Genomic DNA, 19,811 nt, shown 5'->3' with positions numbered 1-19,811 from the left:
CCGTCTCCTATTCGAAGGAATACACGAAGTCGCCGTTCCTCGCGTCGATCCCGACTTTCGCGACGTGCCGCCCCTCCATCATCCGTCGCAGGAACTCGGCCGAAATGTCGGGCAGCATCGTGTTGGTGACGATGGCGTCGATCATGCGCCCGCCGCTCTCCAGCTCCTGGCAGCGCGAGACGATCTCCTCGACCACCGCGTCGGTGTAGTGGAAGGGCACGCCGTGCGTCTCGGTCACGCGCTTCTTGATCCTGTCGAGCTGCAGCACGGTGATCCTGCCGATCATCTCGGGGCTCAGCGGGTAATAGGGGATCACCACGAGACGCCCGAGCAGCGCGGGCGGAAAGATCCTGAGCAGCGGCTCGCGCAGGGCCGTGGCGATGCCCTCGGGCTCGGGCATCAGTTCGGGGTCGGCGCACAGGTCGGTGATCAGCTCGGTACCGGCGTTGGTCGTCAGCAGGATCAGCGTGTTCTTGAAGTCGATCAGCCGGCCCTCGCCGTCCTCCATCTGGCCCTTGTCGAAGACCTGGAAGAAGATCTCGTGCACGTCGGGGTGGGCCTTTTCCACCTCGTCGAGCAGGACGACCGAGTAGGGCTTGCGCCGCACGGCCTCGGTCAGCACGCCGCCCTCGCCGTAGCCGACATAGCCCGGCGGCGCGCCCTTGAGCGAGCTGACGGTGTGCGCCTCCTGGTACTCGCTCATGTTGATGGTGATGACGTTCTGCTCGCCACCATAGAGCACCTCGGCCAGCGCCAGCGCCGTCTCGGTCTTGCCGACGCCGGACGTGCCCGCGAGCATGAACACCCCGATGGGCTTGTTGGGGTTGTCGAGGCCGGCGCGGCTGGTCTGGATGCGCTTGGCGATCATCTTCATCGCGTGATCCTGCCCGATCACGCGCTGCGCCATGCGTTGCTCGAGGTTGAGCACCGTCTCCAGCTCGTCCTTCACCATCCGGCCGACGGGGATGCCCGTCCAGTCGCCGACCACGCTCGCCACCGCCTGACGGTCGACGATCGGCAGGATCAGCGGGCTGTCGCCCTGCAGCGCGGTCAGCTCTGCGTTCTTCTCCTTCAGCGTCTCCAGCAGTGCCGCACGCTCGGTCTCGCCCAGCGAGCCGTCCTCGCCCGGCACGCCGATCTCCGAGCCCTCGACGATGCCCGCCTCGCCGCGCAGCCTGGCGCGCAGCGCCAGGATCTCGTCGACGACGCGCTTCTCGCCCTCCCACCGCGCGGTCAGATCGGCCCTGCGGGCCTCCTCGGCCTCGCGCGCCGCTTCGATGGCCTCGCGCCGCGCCGTCACGTCGTAGCCCGCCGTCTCGTCGCGCGCGATGATCTCCAGCTCGGTCGCCAGCGCCTCCAGCCGCCGCCGGCTGTCGTCAAGCTCGGCCGGCACCGCGTGCTGGCTGACGGCGACGCGGGCGCAGGCGGTGTCGAGCAGGCTCACCGACTTGTCCGGCAATTGCCGCGCCGGGATGTAGCGGGCAGACAGCGACACGGCGGCCTCGATCGCCTCGTCGAGCACCTGCACGCGGTGGTGCGTCTCCAGCATCGAGGCGATGCCCCGCATCATCAGCACCGCCTTGGGGATGTCGGGCTCGTCGACATGGACCACCTGGAACCGGCGGGTCAGGGCCGGGTCCTTCTCGATGTATTTCTTGTATTCCGCCCAGGTCGTCGCGCCGATGGTGCGCAGGGTGCCGCGCGCCAGCGCCGGCTTCAGGAGGTTGGCCGCGTCGCCGGTGCCCGCCGCGCCGCCCGCGCCGACCAGGGTGTGCGTCTCGTCGACGAACATCACGATGGGTTCGGGGCTGGCCTGAACCTCGTCGATCACCTGCCGCAGCCGCTGCTCGAACTCGCCCTTCATGCTGGCGCCCGCCTGCAGGAGGCCGACATCGAGCGCGAGCAGCCGCACGTCTTTCAGGCTCGGCGGCACGTCGCCCCGCGCGATGCGCAGGGCGAAGCCCTCGACCACCGCCGTCTTGCCCACCCCCGCCTCGCCGGTGAGGATCGGGTTGTTCTGCCGCCGCCGCAGCAGCACGTCGACGATCTGCCGGATCTCTTCGTCGCGGCCCACGATGGGGTCGATCTCGCCCGCCCGCGCCTGCGCCGTCAGGTCGGTGCAGTATTGCGCCAGCGCCTCTCCCGTGCCCATCTGCGCGGGCCGCATGGCCGAAGACGCCTCGCCGGGTTCCGCCCCGCCGCCGGTGCGCGAGCCGTCCTGCGCGCCCATCGCTTCCTCGGGCGAGCCGCTCGTGGCCCTGGCGAAGCTGTCGGCCAGATCGTCGGGGCCGATCCGGGCCAGTTCGGGCGACAGCCCGGAGAGGATGTTGCGCAGCGCCGGCGTCTTGAGCATGCCCAGCAGCAGGTGGCCCGTGCGCACCTGGCTCGAGGAATAGAGCAGCGAGCCCCAGACCCATCCCCGCTCCATCGCGTCGAGAAGATGCTCCGACAGGTCGGAGATCGACGACGCCCCCCGCGGCAGCCTGTCGAGCGCCGCGGTCAGCTCGGCCGCGATCCTGCCCGGATCGAGGTCGTAGTGATCCACGATGCGGTGCAGGTCGCTGTCCTGCCCGTTGAGGATCTGGTGCAGCCAGTGGGGCAGCTCGACATAGGGATTGCCCCGCATCTTGCAGAACACCGTCGCGCCCTCGACGGCCTGGTAGCCCAGCTTGTTCAGCTTTCCGAACAGGGCGACACGGCTGATCTCGGTCATGGGGTCACTCGTCCTTTCAGGCCGCTGTCCGGTCGGGATGGATGAAGAGATCGGCCGCGTCGGGGCGCGGCGGGCCGTCGCCGTCGTCGCGGCCCCGCGACCAGCTCGTCTGGCCAAGGCGCGTCTCGCCGTCGAGCGCGGCGCGCGGCACGTCCCTGCCCGCGAGGACGAGGTTCACGTCGTAGTCGAGCACGTCGCCCACGTAGCTGCGCACGATGTCGTGCAGGCAGGCGATCCCTGCGCCGCCGGGCAGCAGGCTCTCGTATTGCGTGCGGGAAAGCGGGCCGATCCGCAGGCGGAACTTGGCGCTGCGCGACCAGACCCGGTCGCCCACGCTGGTCGTGCGCCCCAGCCCTGCCGGACGGCCGAGCTGCCAGCGGTCATCCGGCTCGAGCTCGAGCCAGGTGCCCACGAACTCCTGAAGCGTCACCGGCACGCCGAAATGGTCCGACAGGATGGCCACCAGCCCCTCGGGCGGGCGCGGCCCCAGCGCGAGGTGCCCGGCGAAGTGGCGGCGCAGGTTCGCGGGCACACGGTCGCGCCCCTCGAAGCCCGCACCGCGATAGCCCGCGAGCGCCGACACCTTCTCGGCCAGGCTATCCTCGGCGCGGTCATGACTCGCCGCCGGCTGCCCCTCGCGCCACGCCCGGTAGAACAGCGCGAGAAAGCGGTGGGTCAGCATGTCGGCGAAGGCGACGAGGGTGCCGTCACGCGCGTTGCGCTGCCGGTTGCGAGCGTATTCGGTCAGGTGCAGGGGCAGCGGGCCGTTCGGACCGAAGAACCCGAAGGAGCGGTTGACGAGCTTTCCCGGCCGCCCCCCCTCGGCCGGCCGGTAGGCGGCGATGGTCGAGGGCGGGAAGGCGAGCTCGGCCTCCTGCCCCAGCCGCACCCTCTCTTCGCGGGGGCGGCGGGCCTCGCCGATGCGCGGCGCGTCGGCATGGTGTGCCTCGACGATGCGCAGCGCCTGGAACAGGTGATGCTCCAGCGGCCGCGCCACGAGATTGTCGTGCAGGCTCAGATCGTTCGGCCGAGGCCGGTCGCCGGTCGCCACCTTGCAATCTCTCCCCGTCTGTCGGTTGTCAGCACCGTCTCGGTGAACGAGTTGATCGAGACATACTTGCGGAAAAACCGCTCGAGCACCGCGCCCAGAACGTAGACGCTGGTGCCCTCGAAGCAGCTTTCGTCGAGCCCCAGCCGGATCTCGATGCCGCGCACCGCGGTCGAGAGCACCTCGTCGGCCATGCGGCGCACGATGGGCCGGCTGTCGACCGACACGATCCCTTCCAGCTGTTTTTCCATCACCCGGTTGCCGAGCGGCGCGTAGAGGCTGACGAGCTCGCGCAGCGCCTCGGCGGCGCGCCCGTCGCCCGCGCGCTCGCCGGTTTCGGCGATCGAAAGGTAGTTGAGGCTGAGGTGACTGATCAGCCGCCACGCCCTGTCGCCCTGCGCCAGTGTCGGCCGCGGCCGGGTGGGCGCAACGGGCAGGCGCACCCGCCTCACCGGTCCGCCCTGCGCCAACTGGAACGTCTCGCCATCGCCGGTGGCCAGCAGCATCGGCAAGTCGCGGTTGGAGCACATCGCCTGCACCGAGAGCTGGTCGATCGCCGCCGGAAACGGCGCCTGCCGGCGGTCGACCAGCGTCAGGTAGACCTCGGAGCCAAGGTAGGACGTGCGCAGGCCGCGCAGCTGCTCCTTCTCGCTGCGCTGACGCATCCTCCGCATCACCGTGTAATAGGCGGCCCAGCTTTCGCCCGCCGCGGTGAACGCGGTATCCGAGTAGAACGGCAGGAACGCGATGTCCTCGCCGCCGTCGTTGCGGATGCCCTGCACCCCGGTGATCGTGTGGATCTCGTAGTCGAGGCCCGCCGTCCGGTCGGGCACGACATGCACCTCGGTGTCCGTCGCGCGCATCAGCACCCGGTCGCAGCGTTTGGGAAACAGGTTGACGGCCGGAACGGCGTTGAGCGTGAAGGCGTCGGGCTTGATCGCCGGCTGGACCTCGCGGTCGCCCTCCCGCAGCAGGATGTAGATGTCGACCGCATCGCCCTCGGCCTTCGCCAACCCGGGCGCGAGGCCCCGCAGCTCGACGAAGAGGAACCGCTCGGGCATCGCGAAATATTCCTGGAGCAGTCGGTAGCCGTCGAACGAGCGCCGCGGCAACGGCAACAGCGCCTCCTCCGGCTCGAAGCCTCTCGGCACCACGGCGCCGTCGGGCAGCATCACGCGCCATTCGGCGCGCGGGTCGGTCGACCGCGCGGTCAGTCCGTTCGCCTGCGTGCAGAGCAATTCGTGCAGCGACCACGGCGCACCGCCTTCCGGGTCGAGGAACAGGGTCAGCCGGTCGAGCGGCAGCGCCGCGATCGGGTCGCCATCTGTGCGCCGCAGCCGCAGCCGTATGCCCGCGCGCGCGTCGAGGTCTCGCGCCAGTCCCGCCGCGACCAGCGCGCCGCGGCCGTCGATGTACTCGGCCTCGGCAATCTCCAGGGGCCAAAGCGTGACGTCGGCGGCGGTGCGGAACTCGCAGGCGGTTTGCTGATCCTCTCCGGGGCGCGAGCGCAGCACCGTCTGGCGCGGCAGCAGGTGTCCGGCCTTCAGCCCCGATCCGCCTTTCTCGGGTTCGAAGGCCGCGATCATCATCGACGGCACCGGGCAGAGGTAATGCGGGTAGACGATCTCGAGCAGATGGCTCGTGATCTCGGGCACCTGCAGGTCGAGTTCGAGCTGCACCCGCGCGGCAAGGAACGCCGCCCCCTCAAGCAGCCGCTCGACGTAGGGGTCGATGACCTCGATCCCCTCCATCCCGAGGCGCGCGGCGATCTTCGGATAGGCGCGGGCGAACTCGCCCCCCATGTCGCGCAGATAGGCGAGCTCGGCCTCGTAGTGCGAGAGAAGGCGCGTATCCATCAGCTTGCCCGCTCCATCTCGACCTCGCCGGTCGTGAGATCGACCCGGCTGCGCAGGTAGAGCTCGAGCGGCATCGGGTGCGCCCAGAGATCCGAGCGGATGTCGAAGGCGATATACATCTCGCCGCCCCGCTCGGTCGGGCGCAATTCGACCGTGGTCGAGCCTTTTACCAGCCTCGGCTCGAACGTCTCTATCGCCTTCAGGATGGCGCGGCGGATCTCCTCGGCCCGATAGATCGTGGAATAGTCGCCCGAGGTCGGCCGCACCCCGTAATTCAGCACCGATCGCGCCGCGTTGGGCGTGTGCCCGGTCTCGTAGAGATCGGTGTTGGCCTGGGTGTTGAGAAGCCAGGCAAGATCCCGCTGCACGATATCGCGCAGGCGGGCGACGTCTATCACCCGCGAGGCGCGCGTCTCCGTCTGCTCGCCGGGCGCCTCGTCGGTCAGCCTGTCCAGCAGCGAGGGCTGGAGCCGTTCTGCCACCGTGCGATCAGACATGGCCGGGCGCGCCCTCGGCCTCGGCCGCGGCGGGCTGCGCGCCGAGCGCAAGCGACCGCATGTCCAGCAGCGCCACGTCTCCCCGGTCGGTCGCCAGCACCCGCTGCCCGATCCCGGCGAAGCAGTCGTGGCCGAGATCGGCCCAGCGGGTGGCCCGCGCAAGCCGCTCGGCATCGGACCCCTCGGCCGTCGTCCCGGCATAGCGCGTGGGGATCAGCGCCGCCACCTCGCCACCGTTGACCAGCGTCAGGGTCGCCGCCGTCCAGACCGCGTCGCGCAGGTCGGTCGGCGCCTCGGCCGTGAGCGTGTCGATCTGCGCGAAGGGCAACCAGAAATACCGGCCGTTCACCACCACCTCGAGCACGGGTCCGAGACGCGAGTCGGCATCGGCGACCCAGGCAAACGGGGCGCCGTCGAGCGTACCGGCGGCCGCAGGAGCCGCCTCGAAGGCGCGTGCGCGCAATTCGGCGGCGCGGGCACCCTCGCCCTGCCCCATCAGCTTCTGCGCCTCGATCAGCAGCGCCAGCCATTCCTCGGGCTCGCCGAAGACCAGCGGCGCCTTCTCCCCGGCGAAGACCTTCTCGCGGTAGACTTCGCAGACGATGGCCTCGCGGTAGGCGCGTGCCATCATCGTGGCGCCCGCGTCGAGTTCGGCAGCAACCTTCAACTGCGCGATGGCACGCTGCCACTCGCCCCGCACGCACAACAACTGGAACAGGAAGACCCGCAGCCGGGCGTCGGCGGGCTTCTTGCGGACCTGCTCCTGCAGCGTCCGCAGGGTCGCCTCCAGGTCGCCCGCCTTCAGGTGCTCTTCGGGCGTCATGCGCGAACCTCCCGCTCGGGATCAAGGGTGGGCGGCCCACCCCCATCAGGCGTCGGGGCGCGGGCCGCACGGCGAGAGGGCGACGTCAGCCCGTGCTGACGTTGCCCTTCTCGAGGTTCCACTTGAACTCGTCGGCCTTGGTGAGCTTGCCCGTCTTGTAGTCGGCTTCCTTGTACTCGATGACGATACTGCGATAGGCGAGCGTCCAGGACTCTTCGGGGAGCGACTCTTCCCCGCCCGAGACCGAGTAGCTGTCGATCATGCAGTTGCCGAGCTTGATGATCAGGTAGGGCTCCATACCCTTGCCGGCGTCGTCGCCCGACCGGCACAGGTGGATCACCGCCTCCTTGGTGACCTTGCCACTGGCCACATACGTGCAGATCTTGGCCGACGCCTTGCTCAGGTCGCTCGTCAGCGACACCTTGTCGAAGTTGGTGTTGGCGTAGCCGCGCTGCTTGGTGGTCAGGTCGGTCATGTCGACCGTCCGCTCCATGCCCCATTCGATGCTCTTCAGGGGCACCCAGCCCGCATGGTTATCCTCGGTGGCCTCGCCTTCGATGCCCTCGATCTGGATGAATGTATTCTCCGCCACGGTTCTCTCCTTGTCCGGGCCGGGCCGTCAGGCCCGAAGTGGTGGGGTGGCCGCGGAATGACGGCCGGATCAGAAGCCGCGCCTCAACCGCCCTTCTCCGAGGGCAGCGTCGAGGTCAGCCTCAGCGAGACTGACAGTCCTTCGAGCTGGTAATGGGGCTTTAGAAAAAATTTCGACGTGTAATAGCCGGGGTTGCCCTCGACGTCCTCGACCACCACCTCGGCCGCGGCGAGCGGCTTGCGCGCCTTCTCGGACTCGGCCGAGATGTCGGCATTGAAGTCGACGTAGTTGTTGATCCACTCCTGCAGCCATTCCTCCATGGCCGTCCGGCTCTTGAAGGAGCCGATCTTGTCGCGGACCATGCACTTCAGGTAGTGCGCGAAACGGCAGGTCGCGAAGAGGTAGGGCAGCCGCGCCGCGAGGTTGGCGTTGGCCGTGGCGTCGGGATCGTCGTATTCGGCCGGCTTGTGCAGCGACTGCGCACCGATGAACACCGCCTCGTCGGAATTCTTGCGGTGGATCAGCGGCATCATCCCGTTCTTGGCCAGTTCCGCCTCGCGCCGGTCCGAGATGGCGATCTCGGTCGGGCATTTCTGATCCACCCCGCCATCGTCGGTGGGAAAGGTGTGACTGGGCAGGTTCGACAGCGCGCCGCCCGATTCCACCCCCCGGATGCGCGAGCACCATCCGTATTCCTTGAACGAGCGGGTGATGTTGGTGGCCATGCCATAGGCCGCGTTGACCCACGAATACTTGCCGCTGTCGGCGCCCTCTGTATCCTCCTCGAAGGCGAATTCCTCTACCGGGTCGGTCTTGGAGCCGTAGGGCAGCCGGCCGAGGAAGCGCGGCATCGCCAGCCCGACATACTTGGCGTCCTCGCTCTCGCGCAGGCTGCGCCAGGCGGCGTATTCCGGCGTCTGGAAAATCTTGGTCAGGTCGCGAGGGTTGGCGAGTTCCGACCACGAGTCCATCTGGAAGAGCGTGGGCTTGGCGCCGGTGATGAGCGGCGCGTGGGCGGCGGCGGCGATCTTCGACATCTCGCCCAGAAGCTCGACGTCGGGCGGCGAATGGTCGAAGTGGTAATCGGCCACGAGAGCGCCGTAGGGCTCGCCGCCGAACTGGCCGAACTCCTCCTCGTAGACCTTCTTGAAGATCGGCGACTGGTCCCAGGCGGTGCCCTTGAACTTGCGCAGCGTCTTGTGCATCTCCTTCTTCGAGATGTTCATGACGCGGATCTTCAGCATCTCGTCGGTCTCGGTGTTGTTGACGAGATAGTGCAGCCCGCGCCACGCGCTCTCGAGCTGCTGGTAATCCTCGTGGTGCAGGATCAGATTGATCTGCTCGGTCAGCTTCTTGTCGATCTCGCCGATGATCCCCTCGATCGTCCGCAGCGAATCGTCGGAGATCAGGGCGGTATTCTCGAGCGCCTGCTCGGCCAGCGTGCGCACGGCGCTCTGCACCGCGGTCCTGGCCTGGTCCGATTTCGGCCGGAACTCCTTGTTGAGAAGCGCCTCGAACTCGGAGGAGCCGAAGGCACTTTCAGCGTGCTGCGGGGCGACGTCGGTCTTTTCTTCTGGCATCTCGGTCACTCCTCTGCCGTCTCGGCGTCGCCCTGCGGCTTGGGCTGCGCCGCCAGCGTCTTGAGCAGCGCCGGGTCGGCCATGATGCGCGAAATAAGGTCTTCGGCGCCGGTCTTGCCGTCCATGTAGGTCATCAGGTTGGCGAGCTGTTCGCGCGCCTCGAGCAGCTCGCGCAAGGGCTCGACCTTGCGGGCGATGGCGGCGGGCGAGAAGTCGTCCATGCTCTCGAAGGTGATGTCGACGGCAAGGTTGCCCTCGCCGGTCAGCGTGTTGGGCACGCTGAAGGAGGCGCGCGGCGCCATCGACTTCATCCGGCTGTCGAAGTTGTCGACGTCGATCTCGAGGAACTTGCGGTCGGCGACGGCGGGCTGCTCCACCTCCGACTTGCCGGCGAGATCGGCCATAACGCCCATCACGAACGGCAGCTGCACCTTCTTCTGCGCGCCGTAGAGCTCGACGTCGTATTCGATCTGCACCCGCGGTGCGCGGTTGCGCGCAATGAACTTCTGTGAACTGTCCGCCATTTCTCGCTCCTTCTCAGGCCATGCGGCGTCGTGCCGGACGCCGCGCGGCGCCTGCTCGCGTCTCAGTCGTCGTCATCGTCTCTCAGCCCGCCGATGCGGCGCACATCGTCCATCCCGTCCGGAGCCATGTCGCGCACGATGGTCAGGAAGTCGGCGCTGACCAGCCGCCGCGCCCGCCCCAGCAGGATCGGCAGCGGACTCGAAGGCTCGCTGCGGGCGTAGTAGTTCATGATCGCGTCGAGGGCGCGCACCACGTCGTCGGGCGAGTGGATCGCCCCCGGCGCCACCGCCCCGCCGCCAGCCGCGGCGACGGCCGGCGCCGGGGCGGCGCCGTCGTTCGCCACCGGCCCGACTTCGGGTGCCTCCGCTCCGGCATCGCCCGCCCCGAACCGGGCATAGGTGGCACCGATCGCCCTCAGCGTGTCGGCCAGCCGGTCGAGCTGGGGCGCGTCGCCCGGAGTCTTGTCCGCGAAGACCGCCTCGATGGCGGAGAGATGCTCGCGCGCCGTCGCCACCGCCGCCGACATTTCGGCCAGAGCGGCGGTGTCGCTGTCCTGGAACGCGGCCGAGACGGCCGCCGGGTCGGTCACGCCGTCGAAGCCCGGCGGCGGATCTGCCCGCCCCTCTGCAATCTCGACCTCGCGCAGCGAAACCCGGCCGAAGGCGCGGCTGTCCGTCAGCCCGGTGCGGCGCAGCGCGCGCACCAGCCGCCTCGGGTCGGCGAGGCCCTGCACCGCGTTGATCCGCATCGTGGCGTCGCCGTCGTCTTCGTCGAGCTGCGGGTGACACGTGTCCCACCACCGTTCGAGATAGCCGCGTACCAGCCCCAGCGCATCGGCGAAGGCCGACAGGCCACCGGTGTGCAGCGCAGACTCTGCGAGGAAGACGGCGGCACGGATGTCGTGGCTCTCGGCGAGAACGGCCCGCGCCTTGGCGGCAAGGTCGCCGAAGTCGGGCTCCTCCGCCTCGAGCACCGAGTCGCCGACCTGCCGCTCCTCGCCGTACTGGGCCGCGAGTTCCATATCGACGAAGACGGTCTCGTATTCGAGGTTCAACCCGCTCGGGGCCGTCTCCGTGATCGGCTCGAGATAGGCGTCGACTTCCATTGATCCTGTCCGTCCCGTGCCCTGTCCCCGACACGCGGAAGGTCGGCCGAAATTTCCGAGCCCCGTCGCGGCCGGGCGCGCGCTCCCAGCCGCTTCAGCAAACACCCCCTGACGCCACGTTTCAAACAAAAAATTGCCTTGACTGCCGTCTGGGCGTTTCGTTCCATCACTTTCGCGGGGGCCGTCGGACCGATCATTGCGCAGCCCTTCCGAAGGGTCCGCCGCGGTCGCTCGCACCCCGTCCCCTGCGATCGCCGCGACCTGAAAGGATCTCGATGCCGCCATCTGCCGCCCCAGCCGCCGCGCTCGCCGCTGCCATCCTCATGGCCGTGGGCACCGCGCCCGTCGCGGCACAGCAACAGGGCGGCCTGATCGTCGAGCTGAACAAGACCGAGCCGGCCGAGGAAGGCGGCTGTCGTGCCTACTTCCTGTTCCGAAACGGAACCGGCGACACGTTCGAAGGGTTCGAGATGTCGCTCGCCGTGCTCGACGGGGGCGGCGTGATCGACAGCCTTCTGGCGGTCGATGCCGCGCCCCTGCCGGTCGCCCGCACCACGCTGAAGCTGTTCGAGATTCCCGGCCTTGCCTGCGGCGACATCTCCGAGATCCTGCTGCACGACATCACCGCCTGCCGCCTGCAGGATGCGGGCGAGACCGACTGCTTTCCCCTCGTCACGCTGGAAAGCCGGGCCGACGCGGACCTGGTGAAGTAGCCGCGTGGGCGGGCTGGGAGAGATCGGCGCGGGCGGCCCCGTCCTCGCGGTTCTGGCCGCACTCTCGGTCCTGTCGCTCGCGCTGATCGTCGCCAAGGCGCTGCAACTCGCCCCGGTGCGCGGCGGTGCCGAGGAGCGCGCCGCCGCCCTGCGCGCCTGGGCCGAGGGGCGACAGGGCGAGGCGCTGGGCCTCTTGCGGTCTGGCCGCGCCCCGGCCGACCGCGTGATGCTCTACACCATGGAGCGGCTGGCCGAGGGGCGGCGCGGCCCGGCCCTCGTCACCGCCACCGTCGCCCGCGGCGCCGAGGAGCTGGCAAGGATGTCGAGCTGGCTGCGCCTGCTCGAGCTGATCGCGATGATCGCGCCGCTGCTGGGCCTGCTCGGCACTGTCCTCGGCATGATCCGCGCCTTCCGCGAGCTCGAGCTGGCCCAGGGCGCCGCCAACGCCTCGATCCTCGCCGGCGGCATCTGGGAGGCGCTGCTGACCACCGCCGCCGGCCTGCTCGTGGCGATCCCCGCCGCGGTCGGGGCCGCGCTGCTCGCCGCCCGCGCCGAGGCGGGCGCGCAGGCCATAGAGGCGTCGGTCAGCGAGTTGATGCTGGTCGAGGACGCGCAGCGCTCCGCCTGAGATGCGCGCGCCGCCTCCCTCCGACGCGCTGCCGGTGGTCCTGCCCCGGCCGCGGCCGCTGCGCTCGGTCATCTCGCTCGCCCCGATGATCGACGTGCTGTTCATCCTGCTCGTCTTCTTCATGGTCACCTCGACCTATCTCGACCTCGACATGATCCCCGCCGTCGCCCCCGAGGAGACCGCCGCCGCCGAGCCCGACGCGCCACCGGGGCCGACCCGGCTGATCCGCATCGGCGCCGACGGGGTGCCCGCGGTCGCGGGGCGCGCCCTCCACGGCCCGGCGCTCGACGCCGCGCTGACCGAGGCAGCCGCCGAGCGGGCGCAGGTGCTCGTGCTGCCCTCGGGTGCCGCGCCGGTGCAGGCCCTCGTCTCGGTAATGGACGCGGGCGCGCGCGCCGGCCTGCCCGACATGCGCGTTCTCCGCCTCGAAGCGCGCTAGGGGGCGGGCCGATGCGCATACCCCGCCCCCCGGCCCGGCCACGCCCCGACACCATCGTGCCGCTGATCGACGTTGCCTTCTTCCTGCTCGTCTTCTTCCTGCTTGCCGGTCGGATGGACGCGACCGCGCCATTCGAGGTGACGCCCCCCGAGGCTCTGGCCGGAGCGGACATGCCCGGCGGTGGCGCGACGCTCTCGGTCGCCGCCGACGGGGCGCTCGCGCTCGACGGGGTGGAGATCGCGGCCGCCGGGCTCGACGGCGCCGTGGCCGCCCGGCTCGATGCCCGGCCGGGCCTCTTCTTCCGCGTCAACGCCCACCGAGAGGCCGAGCTGCGCCATGTCCTGCCGCTGGTGGCGCGGCTCGAGGCGCTGGGGGCGCGCGACGCGGCTCTGGTCGTCACGCCCGACGCGGGCGCGCGATGAAGCGCGCCACGCTCGCCGCCGCGGGCCTCGCCGCCTCGATCGCCCTGCACGGGGCCGGGGCGGGCCTTGTCTGGCTGGCCGTGCGCCCGACCCCGGGGGAGGACCAGCACCCGCAAGAGGCACGCCTCGCCCTTGCGACCGCCGCCGTCGACCGCGCCGAGGCCGCGAGGGCTGCACCCGACACCGACGCCGCCCCCGAGCACGCCGCCGAAGGGCAGGGCCTCGCCGCCGGTGTCGTTCCGCGCACCGAGGCGCGCGCCGCCCTGCCACGGGCCGAAACGCGCGCCGCCGCCAATGCGCCCGCCATCGCCCTCGCGGCCGCTTTCCCCGCGCCGGGGCGCATCGACGCGCCATCTACGCAGGCGCAGGCCCTTGCGCCCACGCAGGCTCCGGTCGCGGCGGCACGGCCTGCGGTCCCGCCCGCGCCCGACCGGCCGGCGGCGCTCCCCGCACCCGTTACCCCCGTCGCGACGCAGGGCCCGCCGGCCCGTCCGGCCGACGCCGCCTCGCCGGTCGGGCCGAGCGTGGTGCCCGAGGGCGTTCCGGTTGCGCCGCTCGCTGAGGCCGCGCCGGCGGCGACGCGCCTGCCACCCTCGCCGACGCCGGCGACCGGCCTGACCGCGGCGCTGCCGCAGGCCGACGCACTGGCGGCTGCGACGCGTCCTGCGGCACGGGTCGACACGGCCGCGCCCGCCTTCGCCGCCATCGGCAGCGCCGCGCCCGAGGGCGTCCTGCTCGCGGCCGTCCCTTCTCCGGCCGCCACGGTGCCTCTGACCTTACCGCGTCCCTCCCCGACCGCACCGGCGGACGCCCCCGCCGCGCCTCTCCTCGAGGCCGAGCCGTTGGCCGGTCCGCCCCGCCCCGCCGCGCCTCGCTCTTCCCCGCTTGCGACCGCCGAAACGGACGCCGCAACGCTGCCTGCCACAACACCCGACGCCGCCGCGCTCGCGGCCGCGGCGCCGACGCCGCGCCCCGCCCCGCCTGGCGCCGCTCCGGTCGCGCGGCAGCGCGCCCGAACCGCGATCGAGGGCTTCGCCGACATCTCCGACCCCGTGTCGCTGGCCGCGTTGCAGAGCTTCATGGCGCCAGACACGCTCGCGCCCGAGGCCGATATCCGCGATGGGCTGGCCGGGCTGCTGGGCGGGGTGCCCTGCGCCCGCCTGCAGGCCCGTTTCGTCCCCGAGACCGGCACGCTCGAGTTGCACGGCCACGTGCCGGAGGAGGGCGCCGCCGCCCCTGTGCTCGCCGCGCTCCGGGCCGAGATGGGCGCCGACATCCCGGTGCAGCCCAACCTGCGCGTGCTGCCCCGCCCGCAATGCGATGTTCTCTCGGCCATCGCCGCCGCCGGCCTGCCGCAATCGACCGACCAGGCGCTCGACCCCCGCCTCGTGGGCGAGGATACCCATGTGCGCGAATTCGCCTTCGCTGCGGGCGAGACGCTGGAGCTGGAACTCGCCGCCCCCGACTACGACGCCTATGTTTACGTGGACTACTTCGATGCGGCGGGCCGGGTCGTGCACCTGAGACCCAACGAGGCCGTCCCGCTCCGTCGCGCAGAGGCCGGCAGCGTTCAGACGATCGGCGGCGCGGATGACGGCACGTCGGGCCTGCGGCTGGAGATCGGCCCGCCCTTCGGGCAGGAGATCGTGGTGGCCCTCGCCGCCTCCGCCCCGCTCTTCGATGCGCCACGCCCGCTGGTCGAGCCCGCCGCCCCCTACCTTGCCGATCTCTCGCGGCGGATCGCGGAGGCACGCAGGCTCGACCCCGCGTTCCGCGGCGAATGGGTCTATTTCCTCGTGATCACGCGGCCGTCCTAGACGCGGCCCAGACGGGGGCGCTCACTCGCCCAGCAACCCGCGCAGGTAGCGCCCGTAGGCGGTCTTGCCGAAGCGCTCGGCCGCGTCCGCCAGCGTGCCGCGGTCGATCCAGCCCTTCCCCCACGCGATCTCCTCGGGCGAGCCGGTCTGCAGGCCCTGCCGCTCTTCCAGCGTGCGCACGAAATTTCCGGCATCGAGCAGCGAGGCGTGGGTGCCGGTGTCGAGCCAGGCGTAGCCGCGCCCCATCCGCTCGACGGTCAGGGCGCCCTCGGCGAGGTAGCTCTCGAGCAGGCTCGTGATCTCGAGTTCGCCGCGCGGCGAGGGGCGCACCTGCCGGGCCCGCGCGGGCGCCGTTCCATCGAGGAAGTAGAGCCCCGTCACCGCGAAGTTCGACGGCGGCCGCGCGGGCTTTTCCATGATCGCGCGCACGCGCTCGCCGTCGAAATCGACCACGCCGTAGCGCTCGGGATCGGCCACGCGGTAGCCGAAGACGGTGCCGCCCCCGTCGCGCGCATCGGCCCGCGCCATCATCTCAGGCAGACCGTGGCCGAAGAAGATGTTGTCGCCCAGCACCATCGCCGAGGGCGCACCGGCGAGGAACGACTCGGCCAGCAGGTAGGCCTGCGCCAGCCCGTCGGGCGAGGGCTGCTCGATCCATGTCAGCGACAGGCCCCACTGGCTGCCGTCGCCCATCAGGCGGCGGAACTGCGCCTGATCGTGGGGGGTGGTGATGACCGCGATCTCGCGAATGCCCGCCAGCATCAGCACCGAGAGCGGGTAGTAGATCATCGGCTTGTCGTAGAGCGGCAGGAGCTGTTTCGACACAGCCAGCGTCACCGGGTAGAGCCGCGTGCCCGAGCCGCCGGCCAGGATGATGCCCTTGCGCGTCATGACCGTGCCTCCAGCCGGGCAAGCGTTTCGGAGAGCCCCGCACGCCAGTCGGGGCGCTCGAGGCCGAAGGCGGTCTGCGTCGTCGCGCAGTCGAGCCGGGAGTTGAGGGGGCGCGCCGCCGGAGTCGGGTAGTCCGCGGTCGGGATGTCGCTCACCGTCACGTCCCGCCCTGCCTGCGCGAAGATCTCGCGGGCGAACTCGGCCCAGCTCACGTCGGGCGCCCCGGAGAAGTGGTAGGTTCCCGCGAGCGCCGGGTCGGCGGCCAGACGCTCGGCGATGGTCAGGCAGGCCCGCGCGATGGCGCGCGCCGGCGTCGGCCCGCCCACCTGGTCGGAGACGATGCGCAGCGCGTCGCGCGACTCCGAAAGCCGCAGCATCGTCTTCAAGAAGTTGCCGCCATGGGGCGAGAACACCCAAGACGTGCGCAGGATCGCGTGCACCCCGCCTGCCGAGCGCACCGCTTCCTCCCCCGCGAGCTTCGTCCGCCCGTAGGCGCCGAGCGGGGCGGTGGGCGCACCCGGCGCTCTCGGCGCCGAGGTCGAGCCGTCGAACACGTAGTCCGTCGAGATATGCACCATCGGCAGGCGGGCAGCGGCGCAGGCTTGCGCGATCAGCCCCGGTGCGGTGCCGTTGACGGCGAGGGCCAGCGCCGCCTCGTCCTCGGCGCGGTCGACGGCGGTGTAGGCGGCCGCGTTGACGACGGCGTCGGCCCCGCTCGCCGCGAGCGCGCCCGCCACGGCCTCGGCTGCCGCCTCGGGGTGGGCGAGGTCGGCCTCTGCGCGCGACAGGATCATGGCCCCGGGGGCCAGCGCCGCGAGTTCGGTGGCCACCTGCCCCGTCCGCCCGATCACGAGGAGCCGCATCAGCCCGCCTTCGCCGTGCCGAGACGCCGGCCCACGCCGTCGCGCTCCAGCAGGGGGCGCCACCACGACTCGTTGGCGAGGAACCAGTCGACGGTGCGCGCCAGCCCCTCCTCGAGGGTGACCGAGGGGCGCCAGCCCAGCTCGCTGCGGATGCGGGCGGGGTCGATCGCGTAGCGCAGGTCGTGGCCCGGCCTGTCGGTGACGAATTCGATCAGACGGTCGTGCGGGGCGCCCTCGGGTCGGCGGGCATCGAGCAGGCGGCAGATCGTGCGAACGAGGTCGATATTGCGCGCCTCGTTCTCGCCGCCGATGTTGTAGCTCCGCCCGACGTGGCCCCGCTGCAGCACCGTCAGGAGCGCGTCCGCGTGGTCCTCGACGAACAGCCAGTCGCGCACGTTCTCTCCCGTCCCGTAGACCGGGATCGCCTTCCCGTGCAGCGCGTTGAGGATCGCCACAGGGATCAGCTTCTCGGGGAAGTGATAGGGGCCGTAATTGTTGGAGCAGTTGGTCAGCAGCACCGGCAGCCCGTAGGTCTCGTGCCAGGCCATCGCGAGGTGATCGGAGGCCGCCTTCGACGCCGAGTAGGGCGAGCGCGGGGCATACGGCGTCTCTTCGGTGAACGTGCCCGTCGCCCCGAGCGAGCCATATACCTCGTCGGTCGAGACGTGGTGAAAACGGAAGGCCTCGGGCCGGCCCCGCCCCTCCCAGTAGCGCCGCGCCGCTTCGAGCAGGGTGTAGGTGCCCGTCACGTTCGTCTCGATGAACGGGGCGGGGCCGTCGATCGACCGGTCGACATGGCTCTCGGCGGCGAGGTGCAGGATCGCGTCGGGCCGATGCCGGTCGAGAACGCGGTCGAGCGCCGCCCGGTCGCGAATATCGGCGTGCTCGAAGGCATAGGCCCCGCTTTCCGCCGCATCTTCCACGTTGCGCAGGTCGGCTGCGTAGGTCAGCGCGTCGAGGTTGACCACGGCGTGCCCCCGCGCCACCGCGAGCCGCACGACCGCCGAGCCGATGAAGCCGGCACCGCCGGTGACCAGCAGCTTCATGGCTCGCCCCACGCGAACGGGCTCTCCCAGGCGTCGAAAGCCGGCGCCTCTGCATCCTTCAGCGACAGCGTGGGCGGGCCCGACAGCCCCCAGTCGATGCCGACCGAATCCCACCGCACCGCGCCGTCGGCCTCGGGGGCGTAGTAGTCGGAGCACTTGTAGGCCACCATCGCGTCGGGCGTCAGCGTGAGAAACCCGTGCAGAAAGCCTTCTGGCACCAGCAGCTGCTCGCCGCCCTCCGCCGTCAGTTCGCGCGCCGCCCATCGCCCGTAGGTGGGCGACCCCGCCCGTGCGTCGACGGCCACGTCGAGGATGCGGCCCGAAAGGCAGCGCACCAGCTTGGCCTGGGCGTGCGGCGGGGCCTGGTAATGCAGGCCGCGCAGCGTGCCCGCCTCGGCCGAGAACGACTGGTTGTCCTGCACGAAGGCCGTCGTGATCCCGTGATGCGCCAGCGTGCGGGCGTTCCACGTCTCCGAGAACCAGCCGCGCTCATCGCCGAAGCGGCGCGGGATCAGAACCATAACGCCGGGAAGCTCTGTCTCGATGATGTCCATGCGGCGCCCGTCCGTTGCCCTCGCCCCTGCCCTTAGCAACAGCCGGCGCCGGGGTCACGGCCCGAAACGGCCGGCGCTCAGAACTCCATCGTGGCGTTGACGGCCGATGTCCACCGCTCGTAGCGGCGCTCCCGCTCGGGCTCGGCCATCTCGGGCACGAACTGCCGCTCGAGCGCCCAGGTCTGGGCGAAGTCCTCCCTGCCGGGATAGACGCCGGCCTGCATGCCCGCGAGCCATGCCGCGCCGAGCGCCGTCGTCTCCAGCACGTCGGGCCGGTCGACGGGCGCGCCGAGGATGTCGGCGAGGAACTGCATCGCCCAATCCGAGGCGCTCATGCCGCCATCGACGCGCAGGGTGCTGCCTGCCCCCTCGCCGTGGTAGTCCGCCTTCATCGCCTCGAGCAGGTCGCGCGTCTGGTAGCCCACCGATTCGAGCGCCGCGCGCGCGAACTCCGCCGGCCCCGAGTTGCGCGTCAGCCCAAAGATCGCGCCGCGGCAATCGGGCCGCCAGTAGGGCGCGCCGAGCCCGGTGAAGGCGGGCACCAGCACCACCTCCTGCCCGGGGTCGGCCCTTTCGGCGAGCGGCTGTGTCTCGGGCGCCGAGCGGATCACCTGCAGCCCGTCGCGCAGCCACTGCACCACGGCGCCGGCGATGAAGATCGAGCCCTCGAGCGCGTAGGTGGGCGTTCCGTCCAGCTGGTAGGCCACCGTGGTCAGCAGCCGGTTCTGCGAGGCGACGGGCGTGGCCCCGGTGTTGAGCAGGGCGAAGCAGCCGGTGCCGTAGGTGCTCTTGAGCATGCCGGGCCTGAAGCACGCCTGCCCCAGCGTCGCCGCCTGCTGGTCGCCCGCGACCCCGAGGATCGGGATCGCCGCGCCGAAGAGGTCGGGCCGCGCCGTGCCGAACTGCCCGGCCGTGTCGCGCACCTCGGGCAGCATCGCCATGGGAATGCCGAGCAGCTCGCAGATCTCGGGCGACCATTGCCCCTTGCGGATGTCGTAGAGCAGCGTCCGGCAGGCGTTGGTCGCGTCGGTCACGTGCGCCGCGCCCCCCGTCAGCCGCCAGATCAGCCAGGTGTCGACGGTGCCGAACAGCAGCTCGCCCGCGGCCGCCCGCGCGCGTGCGCCCTCGACGGTGTCGAGGATCCATTTCAGCTTGGTGCCCGAGAAGTAGGGATCGAGCAGCAGCCCCGTCACCTCGGTCACCGTCTTCTCGTGGCCGGCCGCGCGCAGGTCTTCGCAGATCTCGGCGGTGCGCCTGTCCTGCCAGACGATGGCGTTGTGGACGGGCCGGCCCGTATCCTTCTCCCAGACCACGACGGTCTCGCGCTGGTTGGTGATGCCGATGCCGGCGATGTCGGAGCCGCGGATGCCGGCGCGCTCCATCACCTCGCGGCAGGTGCCGGCGGTGGTACCCCAGAGATCGGCAGGGTCGTGCTCGACCCAGCCCGAGGCGGGGTAATGCTGCGGGAACTCCTCCTGCGCGGTGGCGACGATCTTCATGTTTCCGTCGAACAGGATCGCGCGGGTCGAGGTGGTGCCCTGGTCGATGGCGAGAACGTGGGTCATCGAATCCTCCCTTTGACGTCAGACAAGCACTTGGCGCCCGCAGGGGAAAGAGGCGCCGACCGGGCGCGCGAGGGGGGCGTTGCGGGGGCGCTGCCCCCGTCGCCCGTTCCGGGCGACTCCCCCGGAGTACTTGG

At 70.9% G+C, this 19,811-nt stretch carries 19 protein-coding genes; 5 read left to right on the top strand and 14 right to left on the bottom strand.

What is annotated here, in order from left to right; all coding sequences use genetic code 11:
• Window positions 1–7: 7 nt before the first annotated feature.
• The 9 genes from tssH to tssA form a co-directional block, all read right to left on the bottom strand.
• Window positions 8–2,713: a type VI secretion system ATPase TssH gene (tssH, locus tag DLJ49_RS05120; RefSeq protein ID WP_115392452.1), complete on the bottom strand. Its 2,706-nt coding sequence runs from the start codon at window positions 2,711–2,713 to the stop codon at window positions 8–10.
• 16 nt (window positions 2,714–2,729) lie between these two features.
• Window positions 2,730–3,764 (bottom strand): type VI secretion system baseplate subunit TssG, encoded by a 1,035-nt coding sequence (tssG, locus tag DLJ49_RS05115; protein ID WP_115392451.1) that lies wholly within the window; start codon window positions 3,762–3,764, stop codon window positions 2,730–2,732.
• The gene (tssF, locus tag DLJ49_RS05110) at window positions 3,728–5,617 is read right to left on the bottom strand and encodes a type VI secretion system baseplate subunit TssF (protein ID WP_115392450.1); all 1,890 of its coding nucleotides are present in this window, start codon (window positions 5,615–5,617) and stop codon (window positions 3,728–3,730) included. Before tssF ends, tssG begins: the two co-directional genes overlap by 37 nt.
• A complete protein-coding gene (gene tssE, locus DLJ49_RS05105; protein ID WP_115392570.1) occupies window positions 5,617–6,114 on the bottom strand; it encodes a type VI secretion system baseplate subunit TssE in 498 nt (165 codons plus the stop codon). The genes tssF and tssE overlap by 1 nt, the downstream gene beginning before the upstream one ends.
• On the bottom strand, window positions 6,107–6,937 hold the full coding sequence (locus tag DLJ49_RS05100; RefSeq protein WP_115392449.1) for a type VI secretion system accessory protein TagJ: 831 nt from the start codon (window positions 6,935–6,937) through the stop codon (window positions 6,107–6,109). Before DLJ49_RS05100 ends, tssE begins: the two co-directional genes overlap by 8 nt.
• Before the next feature lie 85 nt (window positions 6,938–7,022).
• Complete coding sequence (locus DLJ49_RS05095) at window positions 7,023–7,529, bottom strand: Hcp family type VI secretion system effector (RefSeq protein WP_115392448.1); 507 nt, start codon at window positions 7,527–7,529, stop codon at window positions 7,023–7,025.
• Between the two features lie 83 nt (window positions 7,530–7,612).
• The gene (tssC, locus tag DLJ49_RS05090) at window positions 7,613–9,109 is read right to left on the bottom strand and encodes a type VI secretion system contractile sheath large subunit (RefSeq protein WP_115392569.1); all 1,497 of its coding nucleotides are present in this window, start codon (window positions 9,107–9,109) and stop codon (window positions 7,613–7,615) included.
• Between the two features lie 5 nt (window positions 9,110–9,114).
• The gene (gene tssB, locus DLJ49_RS05085) at window positions 9,115–9,633 is read right to left on the bottom strand and encodes a type VI secretion system contractile sheath small subunit (protein ID WP_115392447.1); all 519 of its coding nucleotides are present in this window, start codon (window positions 9,631–9,633) and stop codon (window positions 9,115–9,117) included.
• A 62-nt stretch (window positions 9,634–9,695) separates the two neighbouring features.
• On the bottom strand, window positions 9,696–10,739 hold the full coding sequence (gene tssA, locus DLJ49_RS05080) for a type VI secretion system protein TssA (protein ID WP_115392446.1): 1,044 nt from the start codon (window positions 10,737–10,739) through the stop codon (window positions 9,696–9,698).
• Between the two features lie 275 nt (window positions 10,740–11,014).
• On the opposite strand from tssA, the gene DLJ49_RS05075 reads away from it, so the two are divergent.
• From DLJ49_RS05075 to DLJ49_RS22790, 5 genes are read left to right on the top strand one after another with little or no spacing between them, the layout of a single operon-like run.
• Window positions 11,015–11,452 (top strand): hypothetical protein, encoded by a 438-nt coding sequence (locus DLJ49_RS05075; protein WP_369932488.1) that lies wholly within the window; start codon window positions 11,015–11,017, stop codon window positions 11,450–11,452.
• A gap of 4 nt (window positions 11,453–11,456) precedes the next feature.
• Window positions 11,457–12,080: a MotA/TolQ/ExbB proton channel family protein gene (locus DLJ49_RS05070; protein ID WP_115392445.1), complete on the top strand. Its 624-nt coding sequence runs from the start codon at window positions 11,457–11,459 to the stop codon at window positions 12,078–12,080.
• A 1-nt stretch (window position 12,081) separates the two neighbouring features.
• Entirely contained in the window at window positions 12,082–12,519 is a 438-nt protein-coding gene (locus DLJ49_RS05065; protein WP_115392444.1) for an ExbD/TolR family protein, read from the top strand.
• Between the two features lie 11 nt (window positions 12,520–12,530).
• Entirely contained in the window at window positions 12,531–12,941 is a 411-nt protein-coding gene (locus tag DLJ49_RS05060) for a biopolymer transporter ExbD (protein ID WP_115392443.1), read from the top strand.
• Window positions 12,938–14,758: a DUF4384 domain-containing protein gene (locus DLJ49_RS22790; RefSeq protein ID WP_115392442.1), complete on the top strand. Its 1,821-nt coding sequence runs from the start codon at window positions 12,938–12,940 to the stop codon at window positions 14,756–14,758. Before DLJ49_RS05060 ends, DLJ49_RS22790 begins: the two co-directional genes overlap by 4 nt.
• A 21-nt stretch (window positions 14,759–14,779) precedes the next feature.
• On the opposite strand, the gene rfbA is transcribed toward DLJ49_RS22790, so the two are convergent.
• From rfbA to glpK, 5 genes are all read right to left on the bottom strand, one after another.
• Window positions 14,780–15,649 (bottom strand): glucose-1-phosphate thymidylyltransferase RfbA, encoded by an 870-nt coding sequence (gene rfbA / locus DLJ49_RS05050; protein WP_115392441.1) that lies wholly within the window; start codon window positions 15,647–15,649, stop codon window positions 14,780–14,782.
• The gene (gene rfbD / locus DLJ49_RS05045; protein ID WP_115392440.1) at window positions 15,646–16,512 is read right to left on the bottom strand and encodes a dTDP-4-dehydrorhamnose reductase; all 867 of its coding nucleotides are present in this window, start codon (window positions 16,510–16,512) and stop codon (window positions 15,646–15,648) included. Before rfbD ends, rfbA begins: the two co-directional genes overlap by 4 nt.
• On the bottom strand, window positions 16,512–17,558 hold the full coding sequence (gene rfbB / locus DLJ49_RS05040; RefSeq protein ID WP_115392439.1) for a dTDP-glucose 4,6-dehydratase: 1,047 nt from the start codon (window positions 17,556–17,558) through the stop codon (window positions 16,512–16,514). Before rfbB ends, rfbD begins: the two co-directional genes overlap by 1 nt.
• Window positions 17,555–18,112 carry a dTDP-4-dehydrorhamnose 3,5-epimerase gene (rfbC, locus tag DLJ49_RS05035; protein WP_115392438.1) on the bottom strand — a complete coding sequence of 186 codons (558 nt, stop codon included), beginning with the start codon at window positions 18,110–18,112 and terminating at the stop codon, window positions 17,555–17,557. The genes rfbB and rfbC overlap by 4 nt, the downstream gene beginning before the upstream one ends.
• 77 nt (window positions 18,113–18,189) lie before the next feature.
• Complete coding sequence (gene glpK, locus DLJ49_RS05030) at window positions 18,190–19,677, bottom strand: glycerol kinase GlpK (protein WP_115392437.1); 1,488 nt, start codon at window positions 19,675–19,677, stop codon at window positions 18,190–18,192.
• Between the last annotated feature and the right edge of the window lie 134 nt (window positions 19,678–19,811).

The sequence above is a fragment of the Rhodovulum sp. 12E13 genome (assembly GCF_003340565.1).
In the GTDB taxonomy this organism is placed as follows: Bacteria; Pseudomonadota; Alphaproteobacteria; order Rhodobacterales; family Rhodobacteraceae; genus HLUCCA09.
The sequence above is the reverse complement of the archived record's forward strand: the minus strand, read 5'-3'. Positions and strand labels throughout refer to the sequence as shown.